The organism is Pantoea folii (assembly GCF_056678875.1).
This window is the reverse complement of record NZ_JBWXON010000002.1, coordinates 330,729-357,623: the sequence shown is the minus strand read 5'-3', so window position 1 is coordinate 357,623 and position 26,895 is coordinate 330,729. Positions and strand designations below refer to the sequence as shown.

Annotated in this window: 29 protein-coding genes; 22 read left to right on the top strand and 7 right to left on the bottom strand. The window is 53.3% G+C overall.

Annotation, left to right across the window (positions count from 1 at the left end; translation table 11 throughout):
• The coding region (locus AC1MDE_RS05135; RefSeq protein WP_480344350.1) for a transposase at positions 1-609 on the top strand (609 nt) is incomplete at its 5' end.
• Between the two features lie 208 nt (positions 610-817).
• On the opposite strand, the gene AC1MDE_RS05130 is transcribed toward AC1MDE_RS05135, so the two are convergent.
• Complete coding sequence (locus AC1MDE_RS05130) at positions 818-1,072, bottom strand: biofilm development regulator YmgB/AriR family protein (RefSeq protein ID WP_479414561.1); 255 nt, start codon at positions 1,070-1,072, stop codon at positions 818-820.
• Positions 1,073-1,626: 554 nt separating this feature from the next.
• On the opposite strand from AC1MDE_RS05130, the gene AC1MDE_RS05125 reads away from it, so the two are divergent.
• Complete coding sequence (locus AC1MDE_RS05125; RefSeq protein ID WP_153012280.1) at positions 1,627-1,944, top strand: hypothetical protein; 318 nt, start codon at positions 1,627-1,629, stop codon at positions 1,942-1,944.
• Positions 1,945-2,294: 350 nt separating this feature from the next.
• Here the strand turns inward: AC1MDE_RS05125 and AC1MDE_RS05120 are convergent, their stop codons facing one another.
• Entirely contained in the window at positions 2,295-2,534 is a 240-nt protein-coding gene (locus tag AC1MDE_RS05120; protein WP_479398456.1) for a hypothetical protein, read from the bottom strand.
• Between the two features lie 154 nt (positions 2,535-2,688).
• Complete coding sequence (locus tag AC1MDE_RS05115) at positions 2,689-3,306, bottom strand: TetR/AcrR family transcriptional regulator (RefSeq protein ID WP_479400932.1); 618 nt, start codon at positions 3,304-3,306, stop codon at positions 2,689-2,691.
• Between the two features lie 173 nt (positions 3,307-3,479).
• Here AC1MDE_RS05115 and AC1MDE_RS05110 point away from each other — a divergent pair, with 173 nt between their 5' ends.
• Positions 3,480-4,343 carry an NAD(P)-dependent oxidoreductase gene (locus tag AC1MDE_RS05110; RefSeq protein WP_479400931.1) on the top strand — a complete coding sequence of 288 codons (864 nt, stop codon included), beginning with the start codon at positions 3,480-3,482 and terminating at the stop codon, positions 4,341-4,343.
• Positions 4,344-5,126 (top strand): AraC family transcriptional regulator, encoded by a 783-nt coding sequence (locus tag AC1MDE_RS05105; protein ID WP_479400930.1) that lies wholly within the window; start codon positions 4,344-4,346, stop codon positions 5,124-5,126.
• Here AC1MDE_RS05105 and leuA read toward each other — a convergent pair.
• Positions 5,077-6,762, bottom strand: coding sequence for a 2-isopropylmalate synthase (gene leuA, locus AC1MDE_RS05100; protein ID WP_479402668.1), 1,686 nt, complete (start codon positions 6,760-6,762; stop codon positions 5,077-5,079). The genes AC1MDE_RS05105 and leuA overlap by 50 nt on opposite strands.
• A gap of 299 nt (positions 6,763-7,061) precedes the next feature.
• On the opposite strand from leuA, the gene AC1MDE_RS05095 reads away from it, so the two are divergent.
• From AC1MDE_RS05095 to AC1MDE_RS05055, 9 genes are all read left to right on the top strand, one after another.
• Positions 7,062-7,994: an ABC transporter substrate-binding protein gene (locus AC1MDE_RS05095; RefSeq protein ID WP_479402667.1), complete on the top strand. Its 933-nt coding sequence runs from the start codon at positions 7,062-7,064 to the stop codon at positions 7,992-7,994.
• Positions 7,995-8,073: 79 nt separating this feature from the next.
• Complete coding sequence (locus tag AC1MDE_RS05090; protein ID WP_479400927.1) at positions 8,074-9,099, top strand: dipeptidase; 1,026 nt, start codon at positions 8,074-8,076, stop codon at positions 9,097-9,099.
• A 150-nt stretch (positions 9,100-9,249) separates the two neighbouring features.
• Positions 9,250-9,321: a pyrroloquinoline quinone precursor peptide PqqA gene (gene pqqA / locus AC1MDE_RS05085; RefSeq protein ID WP_010617686.1), complete on the top strand. Its 72-nt coding sequence runs from the start codon at positions 9,250-9,252 to the stop codon at positions 9,319-9,321.
• A gap of 55 nt (positions 9,322-9,376) precedes the next feature.
• Complete coding sequence (pqqB, locus tag AC1MDE_RS05080; RefSeq protein ID WP_058959982.1) at positions 9,377-10,303, top strand: pyrroloquinoline quinone biosynthesis protein PqqB; 927 nt, start codon at positions 9,377-9,379, stop codon at positions 10,301-10,303.
• Entirely contained in the window at positions 10,300-11,055 is a 756-nt protein-coding gene (gene pqqC, locus AC1MDE_RS05075) for a pyrroloquinoline-quinone synthase PqqC (RefSeq protein WP_038647148.1), read from the top strand. The genes pqqB and pqqC overlap by 4 nt, the downstream gene beginning before the upstream one ends.
• Before the next feature lies 1 nt (position 11,056).
• Positions 11,057-11,338 carry a pyrroloquinoline quinone biosynthesis peptide chaperone PqqD gene (gene pqqD, locus AC1MDE_RS05070; RefSeq protein ID WP_064511334.1) on the top strand — a complete coding sequence of 94 codons (282 nt, stop codon included), beginning with the start codon at positions 11,057-11,059 and terminating at the stop codon, positions 11,336-11,338.
• Positions 11,325-12,464: a pyrroloquinoline quinone biosynthesis protein PqqE gene (gene pqqE, locus AC1MDE_RS05065; protein WP_160867239.1), complete on the top strand. Its 1,140-nt coding sequence runs from the start codon at positions 11,325-11,327 to the stop codon at positions 12,462-12,464. The genes pqqD and pqqE overlap by 14 nt, the downstream gene beginning before the upstream one ends.
• Entirely contained in the window at positions 12,464-14,788 is a 2,325-nt protein-coding gene (gene pqqF, locus AC1MDE_RS05060) for a pyrroloquinoline quinone biosynthesis protein PqqF (protein WP_480344349.1), read from the top strand. Before pqqE ends, pqqF begins: the two co-directional genes overlap by 1 nt.
• A gap of 166 nt (positions 14,789-14,954) precedes the next feature.
• Positions 14,955-15,509, top strand: a complete 555-nt coding sequence (locus AC1MDE_RS05055) for a YceI family protein (RefSeq protein ID WP_202403396.1) — start codon at positions 14,955-14,957, stop codon at positions 15,507-15,509.
• A 101-nt stretch (positions 15,510-15,610) separates the two neighbouring features.
• On the opposite strand, the gene dld is transcribed toward AC1MDE_RS05055, so the two are convergent.
• A complete protein-coding gene (gene dld / locus AC1MDE_RS05050) occupies positions 15,611-17,305 on the bottom strand; it encodes a D-lactate dehydrogenase (protein WP_479398460.1) in 1,695 nt (564 codons plus the stop codon).
• Positions 17,306-17,740: 435 nt separating this feature from the next.
• On the opposite strand from dld, the gene AC1MDE_RS05045 reads away from it, so the two are divergent.
• From AC1MDE_RS05045 to AC1MDE_RS05015, 7 genes are all read left to right on the top strand, one after another.
• Positions 17,741-18,721 (top strand): 6-phosphofructokinase, encoded by a 981-nt coding sequence (locus AC1MDE_RS05045; RefSeq protein ID WP_034827295.1) that lies wholly within the window; start codon positions 17,741-17,743, stop codon positions 18,719-18,721.
• 10 nt (positions 18,722-18,731) lie between these two features.
• Entirely contained in the window at positions 18,732-19,046 is a 315-nt protein-coding gene (locus AC1MDE_RS05040) for a PTS sugar transporter subunit IIB (RefSeq protein ID WP_034827292.1), read from the top strand.
• Positions 19,039-20,406 (top strand): PTS sugar transporter subunit IIC, encoded by a 1,368-nt coding sequence (locus tag AC1MDE_RS05035; RefSeq protein ID WP_034827290.1) that lies wholly within the window; start codon positions 19,039-19,041, stop codon positions 20,404-20,406. The genes AC1MDE_RS05040 and AC1MDE_RS05035 overlap by 8 nt, the downstream gene beginning before the upstream one ends.
• Complete coding sequence (locus AC1MDE_RS05030; RefSeq protein ID WP_045814340.1) at positions 20,393-21,235, top strand: class II fructose-bisphosphate aldolase; 843 nt, start codon at positions 20,393-20,395, stop codon at positions 21,233-21,235. Before AC1MDE_RS05035 ends, AC1MDE_RS05030 begins: the two co-directional genes overlap by 14 nt.
• A 64-nt stretch (positions 21,236-21,299) precedes the next feature.
• Positions 21,300-21,569: a hypothetical protein gene (locus AC1MDE_RS05025; protein ID WP_034827286.1), complete on the top strand. Its 270-nt coding sequence runs from the start codon at positions 21,300-21,302 to the stop codon at positions 21,567-21,569.
• Between the two features lie 9 nt (positions 21,570-21,578).
• Positions 21,579-22,016, top strand: a complete 438-nt coding sequence (locus tag AC1MDE_RS05020) for a PTS sugar transporter subunit IIA (protein WP_038647128.1) — start codon at positions 21,579-21,581, stop codon at positions 22,014-22,016.
• On the top strand, positions 22,013-22,597 hold the full coding sequence (locus tag AC1MDE_RS05015; RefSeq protein WP_058959976.1) for a P-loop nucleotide/nucleoside kinase family protein: 585 nt from the start codon (positions 22,013-22,015) through the stop codon (positions 22,595-22,597). The genes AC1MDE_RS05020 and AC1MDE_RS05015 overlap by 4 nt, the downstream gene beginning before the upstream one ends.
• Here the strand turns inward: AC1MDE_RS05015 and AC1MDE_RS05010 are convergent.
• Positions 22,570-23,427 carry an NAD(P)-dependent oxidoreductase gene (locus tag AC1MDE_RS05010; RefSeq protein WP_058959975.1) on the bottom strand — a complete coding sequence of 286 codons (858 nt, stop codon included), beginning with the start codon at positions 23,425-23,427 and terminating at the stop codon, positions 22,570-22,572. The genes AC1MDE_RS05015 and AC1MDE_RS05010 overlap by 28 nt on opposite strands.
• Before the next feature lie 85 nt (positions 23,428-23,512).
• Entirely contained in the window at positions 23,513-24,403 is an 891-nt protein-coding gene (locus AC1MDE_RS05005; protein WP_479414558.1) for a LysR family transcriptional regulator, read from the bottom strand.
• 113 nt (positions 24,404-24,516) lie between these two features.
• Here AC1MDE_RS05005 and AC1MDE_RS05000 point away from each other — a divergent pair, with 113 nt between their 5' ends.
• Together AC1MDE_RS05000 and AC1MDE_RS04995 are read left to right on the top strand one after the other, a co-directional pair.
• Entirely contained in the window at positions 24,517-25,662 is a 1,146-nt protein-coding gene (locus AC1MDE_RS05000; RefSeq protein WP_058959973.1) for a serine hydrolase domain-containing protein, read from the top strand.
• Positions 25,659-26,828, top strand: a complete 1,170-nt coding sequence (locus AC1MDE_RS04995; protein ID WP_480344348.1) for an MFS transporter — start codon at positions 25,659-25,661, stop codon at positions 26,826-26,828. The genes AC1MDE_RS05000 and AC1MDE_RS04995 overlap by 4 nt, the downstream gene beginning before the upstream one ends.
• The last annotated feature ends 67 nt before the right edge of the window (positions 26,829-26,895 follow it).

Below are 26,895 nucleotides of genomic sequence, written 5' to 3'. Positions count from 1 at the left end.
GAAGAGGTACGTCGTCTGGGGAAGGGAGACATACTTATCCGGGTAAAAACCTCCGCTCATTCACGGAAGAAATGGCCACATCTGGCGGCGCACACAGAGATGAGGATGATAAGCCGGGAAATAAAAGGCCGGACGTGGCGGTTCCTGACGTCGATGACGGATGCGATGCGTTACCCGGGTAAAGAAATAGCGGATCTCTACAGTCATCGCTGGGAGATAGAGCTGGGATATCGTGAAATAAAGCAGGGTCTCCAGGACAGCAGGCTCACGCTTCGCAGCAGGAAGCCGGAGATGATAAGACAGGAGCTGTGGGGCGTGCTGCTGGCCTACAATCTGGTGAGATATCAGATGATAAGAATGGCCTCAACGCTGAAGGGATACTGGCCTAACCAGCTCAGCTTCAGGGAATCGACAGCGTGGGTGATGAAACTGCTCTGGACACTTGAAGGCGCATCGCCTGGGCGTATCCCGGAACTGGTAAAGGACGTAAGTTCGATAGCAGAGATGGTCAGACTACCGGGACGACGGGAGCGCTCGTTCCCAAGGGTGGTGAAAGAGAGACCCTATAAATATCCGACAGCCAGAAGAAAAAATGCCAGTCAGGCTTAACTGACTGGCATTAGGCCATTGGGCCTGTTTTTAATGGGGATAAGACAACGTATTTGATGGCATCGACAGAGAGAGGGGACGAATCTGGGGCATCTTTGGGCTGAAAATATGCATGGTGAATGTAAGCAGTTAAACCGCGGGGTGTGCATTGTATACATTGATTAGGCATCCTTGCTCATCACAACGCGGGTTCCACTTAAATCTTTGTTTATGAAATGTCATCCGGGGTGCGCTGGACAACTATTTCCAGTGCGTTTCGGTAAATATCCTGCTTAATAATGTCACTTTCGCACTCAAGCCTTAATATCAGTGCAAGAATGATATCCTTATTGGTAATGCGGTGTTTTTTAGCCAGCAGTTCCATGCGGATTTCAGAAATAATCACGCGTTCGCTTAAATCTTGCTCGCCAGTCGTCTGGAAATAGTCGAGTAATCGAGACTTAGCGGTAGTCGATTCTTGCATAAAAGCCTCAATTAAAGTAAGGGTAGAAGTTATGTGTATCCGTTAGCGTTATTGCAGGATCCAGCAAGATTGGGTTATCTTAAAACTACAATTTTGAAAAGAGAAGCGATCTTCCTGGCCATCACGGCTCGGTATCCACAACAAGGCTTGCTCAGGCAATCAAATTTATACAAATATTAAAAACTTGTACAATAAGCTCATGATCAATTCGTGTGGTCTGACATGTATATTATTTATATCTTTATATTCATTCAAAATAAATGAAATAAAACTCACAGTTATGAATGTCTGGAGTGCTGATCGTGAGTTTTTCCTGTGAAGTTGTTCAAAAATAGTGTATGAATCTACGATTAATAAAAGAAAGCAAAATTTAGTCAAATTCCGTACAATTTTATTCAAAGTCACCCATGCGTTTTCATCTGACTGAAGGTAAATTACAGTAAGGCTAATAAATATATTTAATATGCATCTTAAGTTTAGTAATTCCGCTTCGCTTTATTAATCACTGGAACCCACTATTGATATATGCAGTTTCTAACATTGTAGAGGTGCGCTTGGACGCATATGAAAATGATGTTGATGTTTTTGCACGCCTGATAAAAAAGCACGCAGCTGAGCACCAGTCAGGCGCTAGCCTAAAGCACGCAAAAGAAGGTGTCGATAAGATCATACAAGACATGAAAGATTCATTAGATAAAGATAAGGATTATCAGGTGGTTAAGTGGACGGAACTTCTCAATAAACTCGAAAGTTTTCAAAGCAGTACCGCAGATCCGCTCTGGAGAACTGTTATTAATCATGCCCGGTTCCGTATAAAAAGCAGGCGTAGTACTTTGATTCATGGAAGAGAGCGATTTAATCCTAAAGCGTAGCGGGTTTATTGCCCTATGCGTTTGCCAGCATTCTGGCTCTCTGGTCGGGGTCCGTATCAGGTAGCAGGTTGAATATCAAAGCGAGCATCGCATTTTAAATAGAGAGGGTAGTGGCATAACAGTGGATTACCCTCAACGCCGATGAGAGTCAGTGTTACTTCAATGTCTCGGTGTTGGGGTGAAATCATTCAGTTTGCTAATAATCTGGCATCTAAGCAGTAATATAACCGAGGCGTAAAATCGCATTGCTATGTTCCCTGTGAAAACACCTGAAAGCAGTGCGCAGAAAGTGTCTATTTTCTGGGCAACTGAAAAGCAGTCATCCAACGGTTGGCTTATTCGTGCTGTCCTTAACAGGAGAGTAATTTCTTGAATATATTTGCATAGTGTTGTTTTGCAGATGCCTCTTCGCAGACGTCAAGTTGTTTCAATAACTCAAAGCAAAGCGTTTTTCTGCTCAACGTTTTACCTGAACTTAAAATTTCGGCCACGAGTTTTCCCAGCGCTTCCTCTTCAGAAATTTCTGAGCGATTTTCTGCTTCATCCCCGGTAAAAGGCTTTTTTGAATCTGCTGCATCATTGGTGCACATATTAATTTCCCTAAGGCTAATCGCAAAAGTTAAAAACATCGGGCTGCGCATGTCTTGCCATTTACGGCTCGCTTAAGCCTGTTCGACAACAATCCATCAGGGTGAATAACCCGGTTTAATTAGGAAATGCATATTTCCTAATAGGGCAAATGAATTAATCCAAAACCTTCATGACCATACTAATGGTTTTTTTTCCGTTAGTCACATCTTGTACTTTACCCACCACGCGCATGCCAAATGCCACGCACAATAGTAGCCCTGCTGCTGTTTCAGCATCAACATGAGATGAAATAGAGCCATCTTTTTGGCCATCCGCGACAAGCGAAATCAGAAAATTTTGGTTGCGCATCACGGCTTGCCGAACAAGCTCGGACAACTCTTCATCGAGCGTCTGAAGTTCAACGGTGCTTCCGACCACCAGGCATCCTCTGCGGCCTTCAATCTCAACAGCGGAATCCAGATAGAACTGGAGCAACTCTTCAATGCGCGCTCTGCCATTCGGAAAATGCTGCAGGCGTTGACGCAAGTCCGCATTGCGTATGGCAATGTAGCGTTCAAAAACGCGCAGAAACAGCGTACGTTTATCGATAAAAGCCTTGTAGATGCTTCCCGCTGTCAGGCCCATGGCTTCGCCAAGGTCAGCGATGGATGATGCGTGGTATCCTTTTTTCCGGAAGACAATCATTGCCTTATCCAGGACTTCATCCATGACAAAGACTCTTGGTCTGCCACGCTCGCGTGTCACTTTTGTGGTTTGATTTTCTGATGCCATCGATAATGATTTGTGTAGTGAATATTTCCAATTGATTATAGGTGAACGGAATAAAATAATCGAATCGCGTTTATATAAGGTGAATTCGATTTTCCCCGCACCTCTCGCCTGGCTGTCAGCACGATTTTCTGTCAGTCTGGCGGTTTTGTCTGCAAGCACAAAAGGGAGTGAAAATGAGTCAGCAACCGGTTGTCGCGGTATTAGGTTTAGGCGCAATGGGGCATGCATTTGCCGCCAACTTACTGAAAAAAGGATTCGTGGTGCGTGGCTGGAACCGCACACGTGCGAAGGGTGAAGATCTGCTGGATGCCGGTTTGCAACTGGCTGACAGCGCAGCGCAGGCCGTTGAAGGCGCAGACGTGGTGATCGCCATGCTGTCTGACGGCGACACCACGCGTCAGACCCTGACCGAAGCAAGCCGTGCATTGAAGCAGGGCGCGACCGTCTGCCAGATGGGGACTATTGGCGTGGAAGCGACTGATGCGCTGATTGCCGACCTGCAACAGGCACGTCCGGATGTGCTCTTTATCGATGCGCCGGTTTCCGGTACCAAAGCGCCTGCCGAAAATGCGCAGATTCTGGTGATGGCCAGCGGCGATCAAAGCAAAGCGCAGGCCGCTGAGCAGGTGTTTGCTGCAATTGGAAAAGGCACACAGTGGCTGGGTGAGGCGGGTGCCAGCTCGCGTATGAAACTGGTGGTCAACAGCTGGCTGATTGGCCTGATGCAAAGTCTGGCGGAGAGTACACGCCTGGCGGAGCAGTTTGGTTTCAGCACCGACGATCTGTGGAAAGTGCTGGATGGCGGCCCGCTGGCAGCCCCGTACGCCAAAATGAAACTGGGTATGATCGCCAGTGGTGATTTCACCCCGCAGATGCATCTGGTGTGGGCCTTGAAAGATGCAAGACTGGCACTGGATGCTGCGGGTGAGACCAAACTGCCCGCGCTGGAGAACATCGTTGACGTCTGGCAGCAAGCGGTCGATGCCGGTTACGGCGAGCAGGACCTGGCGGCGGTCTACCAATACCTGAAACGCTAAATGAGTCAGCGGCTCAACTTCGATTTCAGCTTTCGTCCGCTGGTGCCTTATGCGCACGATTATGTGCACGGTGATGCTGAGTCATGGCATCACCACGATTGTGCACAGTTGATCCATACCTTAAGCGGCGTAGTGAAAGTCGAAACCCGACAGGGCTGCTGGATTGTGCCGCCGAGTCGTGGCGTGTGGTTACCGGCGGGCACCGGGCATGCACTGCAGATTGTGGGTGCCGTGGCGGCACGCACGCTGTTTGTCGATCCGCTCGCACGAGCGGATCTGCCTGCCAGTTGTCAGGTGGTGCAGATTTCCCCGCTACTGCGAGAGCTGATCGTCAGTGCTCTGGCATTGCCGGATCAATACGCTTCTGGCAGTCGTGCAGAACGCATTTATGAATTGATTCTCGATGAAATTCGCGTAATGGATGTGCTGCCCTTCGGCCTGCCGTGGCCGGAAAGTGAGAGGATGCGTGCACTGTGCCAGCAAATTCATCAGCAACCGGGCGAGATCTGGACACTCGCGAGAGCGGCCAGCGAACTCTGTGTCGCTGAACGCACGCTGGCGCGTCATTTTAACCGCGAAACGGGCTTGCAGTTCAGCGATTGGGTGCGCCGCGCACGCCTCAGCGTGGCGCTGGCGCGGCTGGCGCAGGGCGAAACGGTGTTAACGGTGGCGCTCGAACTCGGTTATGACAGCCCGAGCGCCTTCAGTGCGATGTTCCGCCGCGTGCTCGGCGTTACACCGGCGAACTACTTTCCTGCGGCAGAAAAGCGTGGGCTGCGTTGAGTAGCGCCTGTAATGAGGCGCGTGTCACATCATTATCGATGCCCACACCCCAGGCACGTTCGCCGCGTGCATTGGTACAGCTAATATAGGTAACAGAGCGGCTGTCACTGCGTTTACCCAGCGTATGCTCGTGGTAATCCTCAATGCTGATTGCCAGATCATAGCGCTGACGCAGTGCCGCGACCGCCGCCGACAGCAGTCCGTTGCCTTTGCCTTCCAGCGTCAGCGTTTGTCCGCCATCCTGCAGGCGCGCTTTAAATCGTGTTTCACCTTTCTCATCGCTATGGTTTTCCGCGTCCAGCAAGCGGCGTGCAGGCTGCGTTAAGCCGTAATGCTGGCAGAACAGTTGCCACAGTGCGTGATGCGTCATCTCCTGTCCGTGAGCATCGGTTTGCTGCTGCACAATGCGGCTGAACTCCTGCTGCAACCCGCGCGGTAACTGCAGGCCATGGTTTTGCTCCAGCAGCCAGGCGGCACCGCCTTTACCGGACTGACTGTTGACGCGAATCACCGCTTCGTAGCTGCAACCGATATCGATCGGATCAAGTGGCAGATACGGCATTTGCCAGATCGCCTCCTGACGCTCATTGCGTTCGGCAAAGCCCTTACGAATCGCATCCTGATGCGAACCCGAAAACGCGGTAAACACCAGCTCACCAGCGTACGGATGGCGCGGATGCACCGGCAACTGGTTACAACGGGTCACCACTTCCAGCACCTGCTGGATATCGCTGAAATCGAGTTCCGGTGCCACGCCCTGAGTATACAAATTGAGCGCCAGCGTTACGATATCGACATTGCCGGTGCGCTCACCATTACCGAACAAGCAGCCTTCAACGCGATCGGCTCCGGCCAGTATCGCCAGCTCGGCACAGGCCACGCCGGTGCCGCGATCGTTGTGCGGATGCACGCAAATCGCCACCTGCGATCGCTGGCTAAAATGTCGGCAGAAATACTCGATCTGATCCGCATAGACGTTCGGAGTATTCACTTCCACCGTGGCGGGCAGGTTAATAATCATCGGGCGTTCAGGCCCCGGCTGCCAGATCGATGCGACTGCTTCACAAATCTCCAGCGCGAATTCTGGTTCGGTAAAGCAGAACGTTTCAGGTGAATACTGGAAGGTCCAGGCGGTGTCGTTTTGTGCTTCACATTGGGCGCGGATTTGCCGTGCCCCAGCGCAGGCCAGCTCAATGATCTCTGCTTTGCTCTGGCGGAATACGCGTTCGCGGAACAACGGTGCCGTGGCGTTGTACATATGAATAATCGCCTGCGGTGCGCCGCGCAGGGCTTCAAAGGTGCGATCAATCAGATCGCTGCGTGCTTGCGTCAGTACCTGAATCGCAACGCCTTGCGGAATATGGTTCTGCTCAATCAGCAGGCGTACAAAGTCGAAATCAGTTTGTGAGGCGGCAGGAAACGCCACTTCAATCTCTTTGAAGCCGCAGCGCAGCAATAGCTGCCAAAACTCGAGCTTGCGGGCGCTGTCCATGGGCGTAGCCAGCGCCTGGTTGCCGTCGCGCAGATCGGTAGAAAGCCAGCGCGGTGCCTGGGTGAGCTGGCGCGATGGCCACTGACGGTCGGGTAAATCGATCACCGGGAAGGGGCGATATTTTTCAGCAGGGTGGTTCAGCATGAGGTTCTCCTTATGGGTCTGTACTCAGTCTGGACCACATCGCCGCACGCTGCTCACGCATAACTGACAAGCTACATTGCGTAACTGACATTTCGTTGCGAAGTTGCCGCAGCAGCCGGGCCCACATTCTGTGAACCCTCGCTATCCCAACCGTTCACAACAAATGTGGGATGATGAGAATCGACGGCCAAAAGCGTTGTACTGCTTATGCGCAGGATGATTTTCCTCAGACGAAATCGGCATCTGGGCTTTTAGCACAACAGGGTAGTCTGGGATTTTGCGCTATAAGAGAAAATAGAATGAAAAGAAAAGCTTTAGCCCTGTTAGTGATGCTTGCCAGTGGAACCGCTGCGGCGGAAACCGTCACACTGCGCATTGCCGACCAGAAAGGCAATATGCATGCCGAGATGGAAGCGGCGCAGCAGCTCAATAATCTCAATTATAAAATCGAATGGGCGGAGTTCCCGGCAGCGGCACCGCTGGCGGAGGCACTGAATGCGGGCGCCGTCGATGCGGGTATTATTGGTGATGCGCCGCTGCTGTTCTCGCTGGCGGCGGGTTCGCAGGTGAAAGCGGTGGCGGTAAGTAAATCTGTGCCTGAAGGCTTAGCGGTATTGGTTAGCCCGGATTCAAAAATTAAAACCGTGGCCGATCTCAAAGGGAAAAATATTGCCACCGGGCGTGGATCCATTGGCCATTTTGAAGCGCTGAAAGCACTGGAAAAGGCCGGTTTAACGGATAAAGACGTCAACTTTCGCTTCCTGACGCCCGCCGATGCACGCATCGCATTAGCCAACGGTTCAGTCGATGCCTGGTCAACCTGGGATCCTTATACCGCGCTGGCGGAAGTCACGCATACTGGACGTGTGCTGATCAATGGCGTTGGCCTCTCCAGCGGCAACAGCTTCCTCGCGGCGACCGATGCGGCAATCAATGACGAGGCCAAACGTGCAGCGCTGCAGGATTACGTTAATCGCCTTGCGGCGGCGGATCGCTGGGCGAACAGCCATGTTGATGCGTACTCCACCACGCTGGCGAAAATCATCGGCTTCCCGAAAGAAGCCGCGGCGAAGTCCTTTGCACGCCGCCAGTCGCATTGGCAAGCCATTGATGACGCCACCATCGCACAACAGCAGGACACCGCCGATTTTTATCAAAAACAGGGCCTGATTAAGCAGCATCTCGACGTCAAACCCACCTTTTATCATGGCCTAAAGGTTGCACAAAACTAACGCTTTGTGCCCCTTTGTTTGGCGAATCAACCGGGCGCGAGTAGCATAGCGCCTACGTTGTCTCGCTGTGTGATCCCCTATGTTATTTAAAACCTTCGATGGTCATAACGACCTGCTGCTTAATCTGTGGCTGCATCATCGTGACGATCCCGCTGGCGCCTTTTTTTCTGGCATTGAGAAAGGGCATCTGGATTTTCCTCGTATGCAGCAGGGTGGTTTTGCCGGTGGGCTCTTTGCACTGTTTGTCCCGCCGCAGCGTTACATCAATGAGGTCGCGCCGCAACGTGCAAACGAGCAGTGGCAGCCGCTCGATATTCTCTGGCAACAACTCGATATCCTCAAAACGCTGGCAGCGCAGTCCGGCGGGCGCGCCCGTCTATGCCTGACGGCGGCGGATATTGCCAGCTGTCGCCACGATGGCGTGCTGGCGATGGTCGCGCATATTGAAGGGGCGGATGGATTCGATGCCGATGGCGAAGATCTGCATGCCTTTTATCAGGCAGGCGTGCGCAGCATCGGGCCTTTCTGGAACTTACCTAACCGATTTGGTGAGGGAGTAAACGGTGCTTTCCCGCATTCGCCAGACACCGGACCGGGCCTGACCCCCGCCGGTGAGCAGTTAATCCTTGCTGCCAATCGCCATCGCATGATGATTGACGTGTCGCATATGAATGAGAAAGCGTTTTGGGACACAGGACGGCTGTCAACGGCACCGCTGGTGGCTAGCCACTCTAACGTGCACGCGCTTTGCGCCCAGCCGCGCAATCTTACCGACCAGCAACTGCGTGCCATTCGCGACAGCGGCGGAGTGGTAGGGATTAATTTTGGTAACGCTTTCTTACGACCGGATGGCAAGCGTGATAGTGATACGCCATTGATCGAAATTGTTAAACATCTGGATCATTTAGTTGAAATAATGGGGCCAGAAAACGTAGCATTTGGTTCGGATTTCGACGGCATTAGCGTGCCCGATGCGTTGAAAGATGTTTCAGGGCTACCGCATCTCTATGCGCTGCTGACGTCGCTCGGCTATGATCAAGTTATGATTGAGCAGTTTGCCTGGGGGAACTGGCTGCGCGTCCTGCAACAGATTTGGCAGGATTAGCACAATTCCCTTACCGAATCAGGGTTGATCTGTCCGCTACATTGGCGCAACATCAGCCCGCGTCGTGCCTTGCTGCCAGAAAATTCGTTTACTGGTGCAAGCATTTCCAGCAGAGCCTGCTCTGCGTTATTTGTTTTGAGGAAGAAAGTTATGTGGAAAAAACCTGAATTTGTTGACCTGCGTCTGGGCCTGGAAGTGACTCTGTACATCTCCAACCGCTAAGACTTTCTGCCCGCCGTTCGTGCGGGCATTTTATTTTTCATTCTGGTTATCTCTCATGTTTATTAAAGTGCTCGGTTCAGCGGCAGGCGGCGGCTTTCCGCAGTGGAACTGTAACTGCGCCAATTGCAGCGGCCTGCGCAACGGTACGATTCAGGCTCAGGCGCGGACGCAATCCTCGATCATTGTCAGTGACAACGGCGAAGATTGGGTGCTGTGTAACGCATCGCCAGATATCAGCCAGCAGATCGCCCACACACCCGAACTGAATAAAAAAGGGGTGCTGCGCGGCACGGCGATTGGCAGCATCATCCTTACCGACAGTCAGATCGATCACACCACCGGTTTACTCAGTCTGCGCGAAGGTTGCCCGCATCAGGTGTGGTGTACGCCCGAGGTGCATGCCGATCTCACCAGCGGTTTCCCGATTTTCACCATGTTGCAGCACTGGAATGGCGGGCTGCAGCATCATGGTCTTACGCCACTCGAACCGTTCCGCGTCGATGTCTGTCGTAACCTGCAGTTCACCGCGATTCCGATTCTCAGCAACGCGCCGCCATACTCACCGTATCGCGACCGCCCGTTACCGGGTCATAACGTCGCGTTGTTTATTGAAAATACCGCCAATGGGCAGACGCTGCTGTATGCGCCAGGTCTGGGCGAGCCCGATGCGGTGATCATGCCGTGGCTGGAGAAAGCCGATTGCCTGTTAATTGACGGCACCGTCTGGCAAGACGATGAGTTGCTCGCCACTGGCGTCGGTAAAAACACCGGCAAAGCGATGGGGCATCTGGCCCTCGCGGAAGAGCATGGCCTGATGGCGCTGCTGGCGTCACTGCCTGCACCACGCAAAATTCTGATTCACATTAATAACACCAATCCGATCCTCAACGAGCAGTCGCCGCAGCGTCAGTATCTGACGCAGCAGGGCATTGAAGTGAGCTGGGACGGGATGGCGATTCATCTGCAGGAGAGCGCATCGTGATCATCACCGAAGCCTTATCGCCTCAAGAGTTTGAGCAGGCGCTGCGTGCCAAAGGCGCGTTTTACCACATTCATCATCCATACCATATCGCGATGCATAATGGTGAAGCGACGCGTGAACAGATTCAGGGCTGGGTCGCGAACCGCTTCTATTACCAGACCAATATTCCCCTGAAAGACGCGGCGATTATGGCGAACTGTCCGGATCCCGCAACCCGCCGTAAGTGGGTGCAGCGCATCCTCGATCATGACGGCAGCAACGGCCAGGAAGGCGGTATTGAAGCCTGGCTGCAACTCGGTGAAGCGGTGGGATTGGATCGTGAAGTCCTGCTGTCCGAAAAATTGGTGCTGCCGGGCGTGCGTTTTGCTGTGGATGCCTACGTTAACTTCGCCCGTCGCGCCAACTGGCAGGAAGCGGCCTGTAGCTCATTAACTGAGTTGTTTGCACCGCAAATCCACCAGTCGCGCCTCGACAGCTGGCCGCAGCACTATCCGTGGATCAAAGAAGAGGGTTACTTCTATTTCCGCAGCCGCCTGAGCCAGGCAAACCGCGATGTGGAGCACGGGTTGGCGCTGGCGCTGGAAGTGTTCACCACTGCTGAGCAGCAGAACCGCATGCTGGAAATTCTGCAGTTCAAACTCGATATTCTCTGGACGCTGCTGGATGCCATGACCATGGCGTATTCTTTGCAACGCCCGCCTTATCACACGGTCACCGATCAGGTGTCCTGGCACAGCACAAGACTGGTGTAACATGATAAAAGATAATCTGATTCCGGCCTTCCGTCGTGGCTATCGCATGCAGTGGGAAGCGGCGCAGGATAGCCATGTGGTGCTGTATCCCGAAGGCATGGCGAAGCTGAATGAAACCGCGACGGCGATCCTTGAACTGGTCACCGGCAAACAGGATGTGGCCGCCATCATCGCCATTCTCAACAGCCGTTTCCCGGAAGCGGGCGGCGTGGATGATGACGTGAAGGAATTCCTGCAATCCGCCGTAGAACAGAAATGGATCCAGTGTCGTGAACCTGAATAAAACCGCCACGCCGCCGCTGTGGCTGCTGGCTGAGCTGACTTATCGCTGCCCGCTGCAGTGCCCATACTGCTCGAATCCGCTCGACTTCTCGCAACAGGAGAAAGAGCTGACGACTGAGCAGTGGATCGAGGTGTTCCGTCAGGCGCGTGCCATGGGCAGTGTGCAGATGGGATTTTCGGGCGGCGAACCGCTGACGCGGAAAGATCTGCCCGAGTTGATCAAGGCAGCGCGCGATCTCGGTTTCTACACCAACCTGATTACTTCCGGTATCGGTCTGACGGCGAAAAAACTCGACGCTTTCGCGGATGCGGGTCTGGATCATATTCAGATTAGCTTCCAGGCAAGTGATGAAACCCTCAATGCCGCGCTGGCCGGTTCGAAAAAAGCCTTCCAGCAGAAGCTGGAAATGGCGAAAGCGGTAAAAGCACACGGCTATCCAATGGTGCTGAACTTCGTGCTGCATCGCCATAATATCGACCAGATCGATAAAATCATCGACCTGTGCATTGAGCTGGAAGCGGACGACGTGGAACTGGCGACCTGCCAATTCTATGGTTGGGCGCATCTTAACCGCCAGGGCTTATTGCCGACGAGGGAACAGATTGCCCATGCCGAATCAGTAGTGGCGGAGTACCGTGAGCGTATGAGCGAAACCGGCAACCTCACGAATCTGCTGTTCGTCACGCCGGATTATTACGAAGAGCGACCAAAGCCTTGTATGGGCGGTTGGGGTTCAATTTTCCTCAGTGTGACACCGGAAGGTACGGCGTTACCTTGCCACAGCGCACGCCAGTTACCGGTTGAGTTCCCATCAGTGCTTGAGCACAGTCTGGAAGACATCTGGTACAACTCGTTTGGGTTTAACCGTTATCGCGGCTATGACTGGATGCCGGAGCCGTGCCGCTCCTGTGATGAGAAAGAGAAAGACTTCGGTGGTTGCCGTTGCCAGGCCTACATGCTGACCGGCAATGCGGATAACACCGATCCGGTATGCAGTAAGTCACCCCATCACGGCAAGATCCTTGAAGCGCGCCGCGAAGCTACCTGCAGCGACATCAAAATCGCTCAGCTTCAGTTCCGCAATCGCTCCAACTCTGAACTGATCTTCAAGCAGCGAGTCACCTGATGACCTCTCGCCAGCTGGTGTTAGCCAATGGCCTGCGTTGCCACCTGCATCATCAGGCCGATGCTCGCGACGCTGCAGCCCTGATTCGCGTGCAGGCTGGCAGTCTGGATGAACCCGACCGCTGGCCGGGGCTGGCGCACTTGCTGGAGCACCTGTTGTTCTGCGGCAGCGAGCGTTTTAAAGACGTTGAGCGCCTGATGCCGAGGGTGCAACAGCGCGGCGGGCAGGTCAACGCCACCACGCAACTTAGCCACAGCGCCTTTTTTTTCCAGCTTCCCGCGGCGCACCTGTCTGAGGGTGTGCAGCGGTTGAGCGATATGATCGCCGCACCACTGTTGAGTCAGCAGGCTATTGAGCAGGAAGTGGCGGTGATTGATGCGGAATGTCAACTTCTGCAACAGCATGCCGACACGCTTTGTGAAACGGCGCTGGTGGATAGGTTGGGCGGGGCATTTCAACGTTTTCGCGTCGGCAATCAGCAGGTTTTTGGTGACAATGTCACTTCATTGCAAGTTGCGTTGCGCGACTTCCATCAGCGCTTTTATCACGCGAATGCCATGGAGTTGTGGTTGCAGGGACCGCAATCGTTAGATGAGCTGGCGGAACTGGCGCTGCATTTTTCTTCGATCAGCTCGGCAAAAATCTTACCTTCAAATCTCACACTCACACAGCCTCCAGGCGACGTGATGTTGCAGCTGGCAGGTGATGAAAGCTTCTGGCTGACGTTGATGTTATCCGGTGATGAACGGACTTTACGTGACAATGTCACCTTGTTCAGTGTGTTCTGGCAAGATGAGGCGCCAGGCAGCCTGCTGAGCGCGCTCAGAGAAGCTGAATTATGCGATACGCTGCAGGGACAATGGCTGTGGCAGGATGCGCAGCACGGTTGGCTAGCACTGCGCTTCAGCGGGCCTAAAATCAGTGCGGAGCAGGCTCATCACATTGAACACTGCTTCTGGCAGCATTTAGACGCCATCAAACTCTGCTCTTCGGAGCAACAGCAACATTATGCGCAGCTGGCGCGGCACGATTTTGCCTGCTTATCGCCACTGGAGCAGTTGCGTGGCCGGGCGCTGGGCTTTGCGCCTGCCGATTATGTGCCGCAGGGGTTCAGTGCTTTTATAGCCGCATTGGCGCAGGTGCCTTGCTCACGTTTGCTCACACAGCAGCAACTGGATTCGCCAGAATTCGTCCAGACGCAAGGTTTCACGCTCTTGCGCAAAAAAGGGCTGCCGCAAAGTCCGAGCACATTTTCAACGCCTGCATTCTTTTTCTATCCCACTGCGCAACCGGCCGTATTGCCACTGTTATCACCGATAGCAATGCCGCTGCCGCGTTTTGCGCCCCGGCAACAGGTTGAAACCTTGCTGTTGCGACCCGCTTTTTATTACACGATGAGTGATGCCGAAGCGCAGGCACGGCAAATCCGGCTGCGTCCAGTGCTGGCGGCGTTGCGGCATGCTGGAGGAAGTGGCAGTTGGCAGCAGAAGCAGGGGGTCTGGCAGTTGGTGCTGAATCTGCCTGTCTGTGAGTCACACGCTTTGCTGGCTGTGCATCATGCACTTGAGGCACTGAACCTGACGCCCCAGCCAAAACCGCTGCCGCATGCCCAAACGATTGTGATTCGGCAGCTTCTTGCCGCCTTGCCCGCTCAATTGATTGCCCCGGCCAGTGACACTCGATGGCTGGTAGCATGGTGCGGTAAGCACACGTCATTGCATCAGCGAGTATCGCATCTGCTCAGCGACTTCACGCCTGATTTAGTAAGCGGTGCACAGCCGCCGCGCTTGCAGCGGGGCATTAAGCCGGTTCCATGTAACGGAGGTGATCAGGCACTGCTGCTGTTTATTCCGCTGCCGCTAGCTGATGACAGGCAATTAGCCGCATTGCGCGCGCTGTCGTTGTTGCTGGAACCGCGCTTTTTCCAGCGATTACGGGTTGATCAGCAAATTGGCTATGTGGTGTCAGCACGCTACCAGCGCGTGGCGGATGTCGATGGGCTAATGCTGGCACTGCAGTCGCCACAGATTCCATGGCAAACGCTGCTTGGACACTGCAAACGCGTTTTACGCGAAATCGTGGCAGAGCTAGATGCTATCACGCCGCAAACCTTAGCGGCCTGGCAAGCCACACTGCGCGAACAGTGCGATAGCAGCGATAACGCGGAAGCCGCACTACAGGGATTACGACAACAGCAGGGATTGCCGACCCTCACGCGTGATGCGATTGCATCCCTGACGTTGCCCCTTATTCAGCAACTTCATACTCGCTTAATGCGCGAACGCCGCCGCTGGCGAATACTTGTTGCGACCGAAAAGTTATGAAACCTTCACCACACTAAACCATTACCCACTGATATTTTTGAATATATTTGAAAGTCACGGGCAAATCTCTTCACTATTCCTCAGCCTCCGATTTGAAGACACTCAATAGATTCTCCCGATCTAAAAGGAACGCTGAGTGAAAAACGTTACCCGTTTAATCCTGCCAATGTTGGCAGCCGCTGCTTTGTATGCACCTGTTTCTCAGGCTGCGGCGATGCATTATGACCTCGACCCCGCGCATACCTCGGTTATTGTGACCTGGACGCACTTCGGTTTTTCCCATCCAACAGCTGACATCCCCAACAGCAAAGGTACGCTGGTGTTTGATAAGGATCATCCAGAGCAGTCGCGCGTCGACGTTACGCTGCCGGTTTCACAGATTGATACGCATGTGCCCGCGCTGACCAAAGAGTTCCTCGGTACGGAATATTTCAATACGGCTAAATACCCTTCAGCTGTGTTCCACAGCACCAAAGTGGTGGCGAAGGGTGACAATAAGTTTGATGTGGAAGGCAATCTGACGTTGAAAGGCATCACTAAGCCGGTCACGCTGCACGCGACGTTGAATCAACAGGGCATGCACCCGATGGTGAAGAAGCAGGCGATTGGTTTTGATGCTACAGGCGTGATCAAACGTTCGGATTTCAAACTGGATAAATATGTGCCAGCGGTAAGCGATGATGTGACGCTGACCTTGTCTACCGAAGCGTACGCGAAGTAATTCACACGGCGTGTCAGTAAAGTAAGGTTACGCATCCTGTTTCGGGACAGGGATCAGGATGCGTAACGGCTGGGAAGATAGGATGGTGCCAGGTTATGCCTTTACGCCCAATACTTCTTCTTACTGGTTTTACCCACGCCAGGGTTGCAGCTATTAGTCGGATCCAACTGCTTCCAGTGATCCACATGCTCGCACGATGCCTGATAGAGATGCCCCACATTATGCTCAGCCGGATACTTTGCACCACGCTCAGCCAGATAGACTTTCACCGCCTCCTTAAACGCCTTCGCATCGACCCCTTCTTTCAACACATAATCCTGATGATTCACATAACAGAAAAAGTGCCCGCAGCAGGAATCAACCTGCACCTGTGCTGCTAAGTGATCGGGTAAGATTAAACGCCAGTCCTCATCATTACGGCGTAGCGCCACGTCGAAGGCCACCAGCCTTTCATTCGGGTTATAACTCAGCGCATCACAATAAGAGATGGTGCAACCGCCCACGCCAAAGCGCACCAGGAAGGCATCTGCGCCTTCCCGGGCATCACAATGGAAAAAGCCGCCGCTGTGCCCGGCAAAGAACTGCTGCAATAACGTCTGCAATTCAGGGGTCTGCTGGGCATCGACTTTAATCATCAGATGATGTTGATATTCATCGCGATAAGCCATGATGCGCGGGGCAATAAAGCTCGGCGTGAGCTGGTTAAAGCATTGCAGCACCCGATCAATAAAATTACGCGGCAGGAAGGGCAGATGGCTGACACGCACGTCCCACTTCGCTTTATTGCTCATCATTTTAGGAATAGCCTGCGGGCCGAGTTTACGGATCGCCAGATACATATGCTTGGCGTACCGCACGGTTAAGTCGAAGGCGTTGCGATGAATGTATTCTGCCTGCAGCGGCAGTTCGCTCATCTCGGTGAGGAGAAAACGACGCAGTGCCACCAACTCGCGTTCATCGTTTGTGCCAATGTAGAAGGTATCGCTACCCGCGCTGGCCTCAAAGGTGGGCAAGCGCACCGCAAACACCACCACTTTACCCGCGCTGCCAGAACTGTCGTGCAGATAGCGCAGGTCACCATTAAAACGCGCAGGGGAGTCAGCGTTGACATCGCGTAGGCGATCGGCGTAATCATCGGCCCAGATTTTGCCGTCCCAGTCTGCCTGGTCGCCGGTCTGATACTGTTGCTCAGTCAGACTCTTCAGCATTGCTTCCGGCGTTTCACCCAAATCGATACCCAGATGATTGACCATTTCTAAGCGCCCATCATCATGAATACGGGCAAACAGTGATTTTTCAGTAAAGGCGGGGCCCCGGCGAATCAGCGAACCGCCCGAGTTGTTGCAGATACCGCCCACGACAGAAGCGCCAATGCAGCTGGAACCAATCACCGAGTGCGGTTCGCGTCCCAGCGGTTGCAGCGTGTGCTCTAGTTCGGTCAGGGTGGTGCCGGGGAAGGCGATGATCTGACGCGCCTGATCGATCACCTGCACGCCCTTGAGCTGTCGGGTACTGATGATCACCACTTCGCGGTCATAATCATTGCCATCCGGCGTTGAGCCGCCGGTCACACCGGTATTCGAGGCTTGCATCAGGATAATGGCGTCCTGTGCCACGCATACCTGTAGACTTTGCCAAAGTTGTAGCAAGTTTTGCGGCAATATCACTGCCAGTGCCTCACCGCGACCGACACGAAATCCTTTGTTGTACCAGGCTTTATCATCAGCATGGATCAATACCTGTTTGTCGCCCACTATGCCAGCGAGCTGACGCAACATCTCCTGCGAGTTGGTCATGTTTTCTCTTCTTCGTCATTTATTTGCTGCGATATTGGACAGCCAGATAAACGTGACGTCAATCATTCATCGGCACTGATCAACAAATAACGCACTGAATCATTATCCCTTTATCTTTCGTGGGGAAAAGTCGGCGTACCGATAAAAATGCGCGGGCAATCACAATTCAGATCGAAAGAAACTCAGGCAAAAACGTGATGGCAGGCTAAATGCGTTTCACACCATGAAATAAATATAACCGGATGATTTTATTGGTTTTGTTAAATGATGGGTGAAAATTGCAATGTGATAATCATCACAAAAAACAGTGACTATTAATCCTTGTCAACGTCAGATGGAATGAAATACATGGCAAAAATGTGATCTCTGTTGCAAATAGAAAAGTCGTTCACCGGAAGAATGAATGTCAGACGCGCAGCATACGGAGTGATGACAATGAGAATTGGCATAGTGATAAGCGGTGGCGATGTTACCGGAATAAATAACTTTGTGTTTCAGATATCACGTATGACGCAGGCGGATATGGTGTTATTTAATGGCGGCATTCCCGGTTTATTAGAAAATCGCCATCAGGAAATGTCACAGCGCGATCTGGTGGACTATGCCATCACTTCCATTCCCGTGATGCAATCAGGACGAACCACGCGAAAATTAATTCGCCCTGAGTATGAGATGATCGCCAAACAACTCAAATCGCTGCGCATTGATGTATTAATTATGGCCGGGGGGGATGGCTCATTACAGTTTTTACATACATTAAGTGAATTCGGCGTGAATTGCTTTGGTGTAGGTATGACCATTGATAATGATGTTTTTGGCAGTGACTACACCATTGGTTTCTCTACCGCTTGTGAGCAAGTCTTAAAAGAAGTTTCGAAGTTAAGAAATACCGGCCGTGCATTAACCGGTCGCGTATTCATGGTGGAGTTGCTCGGCGGTTATTGTGGTGAATTGACGCTGCAGTCAGCGATCAAATCCAATGCTGATTTTGCGCTGATTCCGGAGTGCCAAATCCCAACACAAGAGTTGGCAGAGCGCATCACGCAACGACTTGCTGCACAAAACAGTGTGGTAATCCTCTGCTCTGAAGGCTACACCCGCGAATACTCGCCGGGCTTTCAGGGCGCGATTGATACCTTAATTAAACAGATTGAGCCGCTAATAGGGGTACGAATTCGTAAAACTATTATTGGTTACGGCTTGCGTAGTGGTGACCCGACCTGTGAAGAGATTTATCAAGGCACCATTATGGCCAGTGAAGTTGCGCGCTGTATTCAGTCGGGGATGCGCAACAAAGCGGTGATTATTAATGGCAGTAATCGACCGATACCGATTGATCTTATAAGCATGAAAAAACGCCTGGTTGATACCGAAGGGCATCATTACAAACTCGCTAAACAACTGCATATTCTGTGAGGAAAACGCCATGCTGAAAATATTATGTGTCTGTGGATGTGGTCTGGGCTCCAGTTTCGCTATCGAAATGAGTGCCAAATCCGTATTAAAGAAACTCGAAATTGAAGCGGATATTGATCACACCACGATTTCAGAAGCCAATGCTTTTAAATCCGACATGATTCTAACCCAAAAAGCCTTTGCGGATGTCCTGAATGCCGATGCCAGCCCCGAGCAAATCAAACGGGTGATTATTCTCAATAAGCTGACCGACAAGGCAGAAATTGAAGAAAAAATCGTGGCGTTTATGAAAGAACGTAATCTGAAGGTTGCTAACCATGAATAGTGTGATCAACTTCCTGGTAAAAGACTTATTAGGGCAGGCATCGATTCTGATCGCCTTTATTGCCCTGATTGGTCTGCTACTGCAGAAAAAATCCGCAGGTAAGGTGGTGGAAGGCACCTTTAAAACGCTGCTGGGTTTCTTAATTATGATGGCGGGTATCAACATTATTGTCGGTACGCTGACCTTCCTGAATACCATCTTCACCCACGGTTTTGGCATGAAGGGCTATATCACCGATGTGGCCGCCATTGCCGGATTAGCCAGCCGCGAATTGGGATCAGAAGTGGCGCTGACATTGTTGGTGATCTTTATCGTCAACATCATCATCGCGCGTCTGACGCCGTTCAAATACATCTTCCTCACCGGCCAGGCGCTGCTGTGGATGGCAACCATCGGCGCGGTGATTGGCTACAAAGCCGGGCTGACAGGTTTACCGCTGATCCTGACGGGCGGCATCTTCGGCGGCATTATGGCGGTCGTGATGCCAGCGCTGGCTCAGCCGGTGGTGCGCCGAATCACGGATTCCGATGATGTTGCACTGGGGCACTTCTGCACCATTGGCTACCTGCTGACAGCGGCAGTGGCGAAGGTGGTCGGTAAAGGCTCGCGCTCAACGGAAGATCTCAAGCTGCCAGACAACTTCAAGTTCCTGCAGGACACCTATCTGTCGATGGCAGTGGTGATGGTACCGATGTACCTGATCCCGGCAGTGGCAGCAGGCCCAGAATTTATCGGTCAGTACAGCAATGGCATGAACTACCTGATGTATGCCTTCATGCAGTCGATTCAGTTTGTTGCGGGTGTATTCGTATTGTACAGCGGTGTGCGTTTACTGCTGAACGAACTGGTGCCAGCCTTCCGTGGTATCGCTATGCGCCTGGTGCCGGATGCCAAACCGGCACTCGATTGCCCGGTGATGTTCCCTTACGCACCAAATGCCGTGATCGTCGGCTTCCTGGCGACAACGCTGGGTTCCGTGGTCGGTATGCTGGTGTTCCCGATGTTCGGTCTGGCGATGATTCTGCCTGGCCTGCTCACTAACTTCTTTGCCGGTGGCACCGCTGGCGTGTTTGGTAACGCGCTGGGTGGACGTCGCGGAGCGATGATTGGCGGCTTTGTACACGGTCTGTTTATCACCTTCCTGCCGGCCATTCTGGTACCGATGCTCGAAAGCTACGGCTTCACCGGAGTGACCTTCAGTGACTCTGACGTCATCAGTACCGGACTGGTATTGGGTCATGCGTTCCAGGGCAACTGGTTGTTCGTCGCACTCTTTATTGTCTTTATCACTCTGATCGCCTGGTTTGTTAACGGAAAATCCCCTAAATCCCACGAGGAAAAGCTTCATGAAACTTTATAACTTTACCGATCTGTTACAGGTGGCTAAACAACGTGAATTTAAAGCGCTAGGTTCCTTTAATTTGCACTGCCTGGAAATGTTACCGGCCTTTTTTAAAGCAGCAGAGAAAACCAACAGTCCATTAATGATTCAGATCTCAACCGGTACGGCGAAATATCTCGGACACAAATTATTAGTGGATGCGATTCGCTCATTATCTGAAAGCCGTAATGTACCGACGTGCCTGCATTTGGATCACTGTTCAGATCTCGATGCGATTCAAACGGCACTGGACGCCGGATTCAGCTCCATTATGTACGACGGCTCGCATTTATCGATTGAAGAGAATATTGCCAATACGCGTCGCGTGATTGATATGGCGCGTCCATTGCAGGTATCGGTTGAAGCCGAACTGGGTGCTATCGGTGGTTCAGAAGACGGTAAAGAAGTCGAAATGAACGATGCGTCCTTTACCACCGTAGATGATGCTAAGCGTTTCGTGGATGAAACAGGCGTTGATATGCTGGCCATCTCCATCGGTACTGTACATGGACTGTATACCGGTAAAGCGCATATTCAGCATCAGCGTCTGGCCGATATTACTGAAGCGACTAAAACCCCGTTGGTGTTGCACGGCGGTACGGGCGTGAGTGATGAAGACATGCGCCTGGCCGTGCGCAGCGGTATCGAAAAAGTGAACGTCGGCACGGAAATGAATGTGCAGTGGGTGGCAAACTGCAAGCAGACGTTTGAAAAAGGTAAAGTGAATGACAGCGTACGCAACTTCCTGGTGCCCGCAAATGATGCCGTTACCAATGTGCTGGTAGAAAAGATTTCACTGTTCCGTTAAGTACGACTCACTCATGACGTAATAAACCTGAGGTGCCCTGGCGCCATTCGGGGCAGGAGACGCTATGTTTGGATTCTTGAAAAAGGGCTCAGAAAATAAGAGCCAGGATTCACAAGAAATAGATCTTCAGGCAGAAACCATCAGTGGAAAAATTAGCGAGCTGGAACAACAGCTCGCTGTTAATCCGCAGGCAGTTGATACGCAGAAACAATTAATGCTGGAATATAATCGTGCATTAAATATCTTTGCGAAAAGCCGCCGTTTTCGTCAGGAAATTGATCCGCTGTTCGTTAAAATTGATGAACTGCGTAATACCATCCGCAAATCAATTTAAGGAGGCAGTATGAGTATTAAGCGACTGCTGCAAGAAGCGAATGCGATTCAGGTGGGGATCAGCGCCACGGACTGGCGCGAAGTGATCGCGCTGGCCGCACAACCGTTGGTAAGCGGTGGATATGTGAAGGATTCGTATCCGGAGGCGGTGATAGCCAATACCCTGACGCACGGCGCTTATTATGTGTTTGAGGAAGGGATAGCTATTCCGCATGCGCGTCCGGAAACGGGCGTGCTGAAAGATTGCTTCAGCATGATTGTGCTGGATGAGCCGATCTCTTTTGAAGGGAGTGACAAAGCCGATATCGTGATCATGTTCGGCGCGCGCGACAGCAATGCGCACATCGAAGAGGGCATTCGCGCAATTGTCTCATTATTGGAAGATGAAGAGACGCTGGTGCGGTTACGCCAGGCCAGCAGTGTGGCGGAGGTGATAGAAATCCTATGACTTCTCACACTGCAGAAAAGGTGGTGGTGCTGGTCAACGGTATTCCAGCCTCGGGGAAAAGCACCCTGACACGCGCCATGGCGGAGCAGTTTGGTTTTCCAGTGCTGACGCTGGACAGCCTGAAAGAACCGTTTATGGCCAGTTTCGCGCCGGTGGACCGACTGCGTAACCGGCAGTTGGGGTGCGCGGCCTATCAGGCGATCTGGAAGGTGGTCGGACAGGCTCCCAACTGCTGCGTTTACCTGATTGACGCCTGGTTTGGTTTCCAGCCCAAAGAAGTGCTGCAGCAAGGATTGCAGCAGGCGGGTATTACCCGGGTACTGGAGCTGTGGCTTTCCATCACACCGGACGAAGCGGTCGCGCGCTATCAGTCACGACTGACCGATCGCATGCCGGGCCATCCAGGTGCCGAATATCTGCCGGAACTGCGAAAGCTGGCGGAAACGGCGCAGCCGATGGCGCTCGGACCGGTGCTGCAACTTGATGCCTCCGATCCGGATGAAGCGGCCGCGATTGCCTGGTTGCAGCGCCAGCTGCGGCTGCCGGTGAGTGCTCAGCCTGCTTTATCTGCATCCGGTTGAAAGAAGTCCGCCAGCAAAGTGCTGAACTGTTGATCGTGTTGACGATCGTCAGCCAGCTGGCGGCAAATTTCCCCTAAAGCCCGATAAAGCTGATCGGTGGCGAGTTCGCCGTGATTGAGCGTGGCAATCTCATCCATCTCCGCCGCCCAGCGCCAGGCTTTTGGCAGCATATCCGGGGCGGCTTTTTCCATTCGTTTCAGTAACGCCTGCTGGCTCTCCTGCATCTCTTCACGTAACGCATCCGCAGCACCCACGCGGCTGGCATTAATCAGCATTGCTGAGGTCATCAGAGTGATGCCTTTGTTGATACCGGCGTACGCCATCTTCAATGCTGAGGCGGCGCCGTTTTCAGCGTTCATCACCCGTATCCGCAATCCATAATCACTTAACTGCGCCAGTTTCCCGGCATGGGGCCCTGCAAACCAGAAGCGTGGTCCGGTGGGATTTTGCTCGCCCGGCGGCAAGCCAATAATCGCTGCATCAGCAAAGGGTGTGCCGGTGCTTTCGATCACCTGAGCCACCTGCTTTAGCGTCTCCGGACTGATGGCGTTGCAATCTACATACAGCGGCTTATGTACGGCAGCTTGCAGAAGCGGGGCCATCTGCTGCGCCCAACTGAGTGCCGATTCGGGCGGCAGGATCGACAGGATAATATCGGCCTCACACAGTGCCTCTGCGCTGCAGTCGACAATATTTGCCTGTTGTGCACGCTGTTGAGATTGGGCGGAGCGTTGGCTTAGCGGGGTAATCACCCGCGCCCCGTGCTGGGCAAGCACAGCCCCGATGGCCGCGCCCATAGCGCCGGGTGCGGCGATAGCAATGGTTGTCATCACGATAACTCCTTCAGGCATTAACTTCTCAGTATGGAACGTGCTAAAAGGATCGTGTGCAGGGAAGTGCAAGCAAATACAACCGTTAACCCGGCGAAAAGACGCGCGTGCTGAGAAAATCAATTAACGCGCGGACTTTGGGTGAAGGATGTTTACTGGCGGGCCACAGCAGATGAAACACATTGCGGTGACAGGCGTAATCGCTAAGGATTTCGACCAGTGTGCCTTGCGCGAGGGCTTCCCGCACTGAGAAATCAGGCAGCATAGCAATCCCTAAACCTCGCTTCGCAAAACAGACTCGCGTCTCGATGTTGTTGCACACCATGCTGCAAGGCAAAGCCAGCTCATGTTCATCTTCATAACCGCGTAGTACCCAGCGTTCCAGCTTGCCGGTGGTGTTGAAGCGATAATGCAGGCAGGCATGATGTTGCAAATCTTCCGGCATCTGCGGCGTGCCGTGACGCGCCAGGTAATCGGGTGACGCGACGGCAAGCGAGCAGGCATAACCCAACTTGCGCGCCGAAAGACGAGAATCCGTCGGCGGGCCGCCACGCATGACCGCGTCATAGCCTTCGGCAATCACATCCACCAGGCGATCGCTAAAATCGAGATCCAGCTGAATATCAGGATAGGCCGCCATAAAATCACCCAGCGCCGGCAAAATCAGTGAGCTAACGATTGGCAGGCTGAGTTTTAATCGCCCGGTCGGACGCTGTGCGGCCTGCGATAATTCGCTTTCGGCTGCTTCTATCTCGGCAAGAATACGCCTGCTATGCTCCAGAAACAGCGTGCCTTCAGCGGTGAGGGTGATGCTACGCGTGCTGCGGTGAAACAGCCTTACACCCAACCGGTCCTCCAGACGGGCGATACTCTTCCCGACCGCCGACGCCGTAACCCCCAGATGTCGTCCCGCCGCCACAAAACTGCGTGTTTCCGCCACCTGAACGAACACCATAAATCCATTGAGGCTGTCCATCTTGACCCCTTATTCAGGACAAAAATGTCCTGTGAGTCATGAAATGTACCCTACTTTTTCCGTAATCGGGAAGTGGCTACCTTAATCGGACTTATGACTCAGGAGCGAGAACGATGCAAAAGATCCTTAAGCAGGTGATGCAAACGGCACTGGATGAACAGCGTCTGGTGGGGATGGAGGTCATGGTGAAGCGCGATGGCGAAACCCTGTTCCATCAGGCAGCGGGCTATGCCGATCGCGAAAGCCAACGACTGATGAGCGTGGGTGAGCGTTTTCGCCTCGCCTCCGTCAGCAAGCCAATAGTCAGTACTGCGGCGGTGATGCTGGTCGCAGCGGGAAGGCTGTCACTGGATAGCGATATCACGCGCTGGCTGCCAACGTTTAAACCGCTGCAGCCTGACGGCAGCCGGGCGCTGATCACGTTGCGTCAACTACTAAGCCACAGCGCCGGTCTTAGCTATCGCTTCCTTGAAGCCACACCCGATGGACCCTATGCGCGGGCAGGGGTCTCGGACGGTATGGATGCGACCCCATTATCCCTGCAGGAGAACCTTCAGAGACTGAGTACGGTTCCCTTGCTGTTCACTCCGGGAACAGCGTGGTGCTATTCACTGGCTATGGATGTTGTGGGGGCGATCATTGAACAGGTCCAGCAGCAGCGATTGCCTGAGGCCATACGTTCTCTGGTCACCGGGTTACTGGGGATGAAACAGACGGGCTTCTCACTGTCAGCCGACCAATCTGTTGCAACCGCTTATGTCAGCGACACGCCGCGTCCACATATCCTGAGCGAAGGAGAGGTGGTTGCCCCGTTTGAAGGGACGGTGGGGATCCCGTATAGCCCTGCTCGTGTATACGATCCACAGGCGTTTCCGTCTGGCGGCGCAGGCATGGTCGGAACGGTCAGTGATCTCATGACGCTGCTGGAAATGCTGCGCAGCGGAGGCGGTACTCTACTGTCGCCAGAGTGGATTGCAGAGATGGCCCGGGATCAAGTCAGCGAGCACGTCTTGCCGGATATGCCCGGGGTCGGGTTTGGACTGGGCTTCTCGGTATTGCGCGCTCCGCTGCTGGCAGACTCACCTGAATCTATTGGCACCTGGCGCTGGGGTGGCGCTTACGGTCATGCATGGTTTGTCGATCCACAACAGGCTTTGAGTGTGGTGGCCTTTACCAACACGCTTTATGAAGGCATGTCCGGACAATTTGTTAATGACCTGCGCGATGCTGTTTACCAGGCATTACAGGGGGCCGAATGAGCGCACGTTTACCGTTAGTGCCTCTGTTCACACTCAGTCTGGCGGCGTTTGTCACCATCGTTACCGAAGCCTTGCCCGCCGGATTACTGGTACCCATGGCTCAAGATTTACAGGTATCAGTGGCTGCTGCGGGCCAGAGTGTGTCGACTTTTGCGATAGGTTCCCTCCTGGCTGCCATACCGCTGATGGCCTTGTTGCAGGGCATACCACGACGTCGCCTGCTGCTCTTTGCGCTGGCAGGATTCACCGCCGCCAACGCGGCAACCGCGCTAGTGAGCCACTATTCATTGATGCTAGTGGCTCGGATTCTGGCCGGTATGGCAGCGGGTCTGCTGTGGGCGCTATTGGCGGGTTACGCCGCCGCCATGGTACCGCCTGAGCAGAAGGGCAAAGCCATCGCCATGGCGATGGCCGGCACGCCCCTGGCGCTGGCGTTTGGCGTGCCGCTGGGAACCCTGGTGGGCAACGTAATTGGCTGGCGCCTGAGTTTTGCCGCACTGAGTGGTTTATCGCTGCTGCTGATGCTGATATTGCGGCTGACTGCGCCACAGCAGCCAGCAGACCCGGCGCAGCAGCGTTTGCCTTTGCGCAAGGTGTTAATACTACCCGGTGTGGCCAGAGTGCTGATGCTGGTGCTCTGTGTCGTGCTGGCGCACAACATCCTCTACACCTTTATCGTGCCATTTTTACAACCTGCCGGGCTGGCCCCCTGCGCTGACGCGATATTGCTGATGTTTGGTATCAGTTCGCTGATCAGCATTGTTATCACAGGCTGGTGGGTGGACCGCTACTTACAGCCGATATTGTTGATCAGCATTCTGTTGTTTATGGCTGCCGCGCTGCTGCTGCAACTGTTTTCCACCTCGGCAATGGCAATCGGGTTAGCGGTCATGTTGTGGGGATTGGCGTTTGGCGGAGCGGCCACACTGTTCCAAACCGCGATGGTGGAGCATGCCGGTAATGCGGTGGATGTTGCGCAATCGATGCTGGTCACGGTTTGGAATCTGGCGATTGCCGGCGGCGGAATCCTCGGGGGTACGTTATTGCATAGCGTCGGCGTCAGCGGTTTTGCCCCGGCACTTTTATTACTGCTGACGGTGGCGCTGTGGACGATTTGGCGGGGAAGAAAACGGGCCGCAAACGCTTATGGTCATCCCGGATCGTGATAATAACCGCATGATTTGATAAGGCATATTTCATATGCTCAACCAGACTTGATGGATGTTCTGCATG